At 55.3% G+C, this 2,887-nt stretch carries 3 protein-coding genes; 2 read left to right on the top strand and 1 reads right to left on the bottom strand.

The genetic code is table 11. The features are described from left to right. Positions 1–282: 282 nt before the first annotated feature. Complete coding sequence (locus LNV23_RS23685; RefSeq protein ID WP_263565211.1) at positions 283–1,035, top strand: hypothetical protein; 753 nt, start codon at positions 283–285, stop codon at positions 1,033–1,035. 417 nt (positions 1,036–1,452) lie between these two features. Continuing rightward, entirely contained in the window at positions 1,453–2,268 is an 816-nt protein-coding gene (locus tag LNV23_RS23690; protein WP_263565212.1) for an HNH endonuclease, read from the top strand. Positions 2,269–2,607: 339 nt separating this feature from the next. Here the strand turns inward: LNV23_RS23690 and LNV23_RS23695 are convergent. Continuing rightward, positions 2,608–2,887 (bottom strand): hypothetical protein (locus LNV23_RS23695; protein ID WP_263565213.1); only part of this gene is annotated, 280 nt, incomplete at its 5' end.

Here is a 2,887-nt window from a genome sequence, read left to right on the forward strand (position 1 = left end):
GACGTGGTGCACACGCTGAAGCAGGTGGTTTGTGTGAAGGGCTGAGCTACTTGGGTTGATCGATACCACCATGTCGACGCAAAGGACGGTCAACCCGCGCTCGGCCGCAGTCGGGCATGCGTCGAGGAATCGGTGCAGGCCGGAAGTCGGCTTTAGGCTATTTGCCGAATTTCACCTGCGGCTGCTTTTTAGCGCCTCTATCTCGGGCAAGGAGTCCAGCGACCGGCGTCCGCATTGCTAAACAGCGTCTACTATTGCAAGGTACTGAGCACTTTCATTCGAATGAGTTACCTGGTTGCCTTTGTCAAGTTTTCTCAACAGCAAGATGAATTCCCCGCAGGATGCTATAGAACGGATATTGCCCCGGGGGATAGTGTCATTGTGAGGTTTCCCAGTGGTCGCTTCGCTACTGCGGAGGTCGCGTCAATCCAATACTTGAATTGGAACTGCGGCGCTGAAATATTGTGCAAATTAGCTGAAGCAAAGATCATTGGGAGCCAAGTGCAGTTAAACCCGGGGGCGTCTCGGACGGTTGGCTTGGTTCGGATTAAGGATCTAGAAGATGCTCTTCGTACCAGAGGCTGGCTGCGATTTTTCTCTAACGTGCACGTCTACAAAGGTGTCCTCGCTTTTAACAACGCATCCCAAACAGCGCGAATCTGGATTCGCACGAACGGCGTCGATTTGCAGGTGCTGCCTCACAGACAGCCCCTCCCTAGGGCATTTAGCCGAGAGCCAAATGAGTTGATCAAAGAGGGGCGTCTTGTACGTCACTTTCTTTCTCATACCTCATTTAACTTACTGGAGGGCATTGTCCGGTTTGCGGAATCCTTCGAAAGTGATCAGGGTTCGTACGATCGCTTCTTCATACCCCAGGGCCGAAGAGACCGCCGTACAGAGGATCAAAGAAGTAGGGTTAAAGAGGCCACTGCACGCAGAAAATTAGGCGATGTCGACGGTGGTTCGGATGACTGGCAGTCCGATTGGTGCGAGGGCATGCATGCTTGGTATGACGAAATGATGGATAGAAGTTGAGTGATCTGGCTGTTTTGACAGACACGCTGCGAGACGAAGCCGGTGTTGCCGTGGGCGATCCGGTCGTCCTACTTCACTCCGGAGGCCGTGGTCGAGCACGCGGAGAATGGATTCCCACCCAGTATTTTTATGACCGGTTCGCAGTGAACCGCGACTGTTTATTGCAGCCGACCGGCAGCAACTTCGCTGGTAGGTGGGCTGAGTTAAAACGTTGAAAGGCAGCTTTCGAGACTTGAAACAGCCAAGTCGACGGACCGCAATCGCAGCAAAGCAGACCCCCATCATTCAGCGGCTGCTTCAGGCTGTGATCTCAGTCGTTCGCTGTTAGCTGCCTCTACGACAGCTGCTTCGAATACCGGACTATTGGTGAGCACGCGCGAGTATCCTCCCCCGCTTGACTCGTCACTCAGGATCATCGTGAACCTTGCCGCCCTCATCAGCTCAGAGAACGGAGTAGCCAAAGACGCAATCTTGCTCTTAAGGCATGGAAATGACAGTGTTGCTGCGTTGCGCAAGTGTGGTGCAACGGTAGAAGAGTACACGGCGCTTCAGCCCATAGAGTCGAAGTACGACTACTGGCACCCAAAGCGACCGCGCATTTCATTTGTTTGCGTGATAGTTGATGACAAGGTCTACGGGGTTTTCAAGGTCACTGGCGTACAGGCCGAAGGTTCGAGCAAGGACCTTGCGAGCGCCGAGTACCTGGCGTTCGATAGCGGCAAGTCCAAGCGCTTGTGTCGGCGCTTCGCGCTGCACGAAGTTCCGAGCTTGGCTGTCGGTCAGAGAGTCTCTGGGTGGGAAAGGGGGCGGACACGAACTCCCGTTCAACGGCTTGGGAACGAGTTCTTCGGCGAGGTTTCAATCGGTTCTCCTGGGGGGGCGTTGCTTCGGGACCAAGTGGACCGAGAATTCATGGCACGTGTCGAAGCAGCAAAGCGCGAACCTTCAATTGAGCGACAGCGCCGCTTAAGGGAGGCTCCTGAGGTCCCTGCCAAAGTACTTGTCCCCACATACGTGTTCAATCGGAACCCCGATGTGGTTGCGGAAGTCTTGGAACGGGCTTGCGGTGTCTGCGAGAAATGCAAGAAGCGTGCTCCGTTTGAACGAAGCAAGGACGGCTCTCCATACCTGGAAGTGCACCACAAGGTCTTGCTGGCAGAAGGAGGAAAGGACACTGTTGGGAACGCGATTGCCGTTTGCCCAAACTGCCATCGCGAAGCGCACTACGGTTAAGTGACTGGTTTGGGCTCGAGATCGTGAATTCAGTGCTTGGCCAAGAGCGGCAGCTCCCGCTGCGCAGGTGTCGTCTGGAAGCTGCCGGTTGGGCATTCAAAAATTACGTGGCACATTACTAAGGCTCAAAGGCTGAGGCCCTATCGACCTTTGGCTGACAAGCATTCGCTACCTGCTAACTTAGCGAATGTCGTTGCTCAGCAATGGCTTAGGCCCAGTTGGATGATGCGAACTAATTGCGATGCCCCGGAACGATCCGGTAGATCGTCGCTGGCCTGCCCGGCCCACTTGTCGCCCGAGGACGCGTCTCCACGCTAACCCGTCCCGCGCTGCTCTGAATCAGATGAGCAATTGCAGCATCGACAACTGTCGCTGGTTGATGCCTCCCAAAGCAGTCCACCACAAGATCTTTCCGCGACGCGGAGCCGCGTGCGGCCAGGAAGTCAGCGATCCGTTCTGCAGCCCACTGGACCTTGGTTGCTGAGGGACTTTCAGCACTGCCCGAGAACACAAAGCGTTGGCGCCGCCCGAAAACTGACCCACTGGGTCAATATTGGATCGGCGCTGACATTCCAGATCCACATCGAGGCGGTGAACTGCCACCACAACTATGTGCAGC

Source organism: Kinneretia sp. DJ1R-11 (assembly GCF_025717595.1).
In the GTDB taxonomy this organism is placed as follows: domain Bacteria; phylum Pseudomonadota; class Gammaproteobacteria; order Burkholderiales; family Burkholderiaceae_C; genus Paucibacter_A.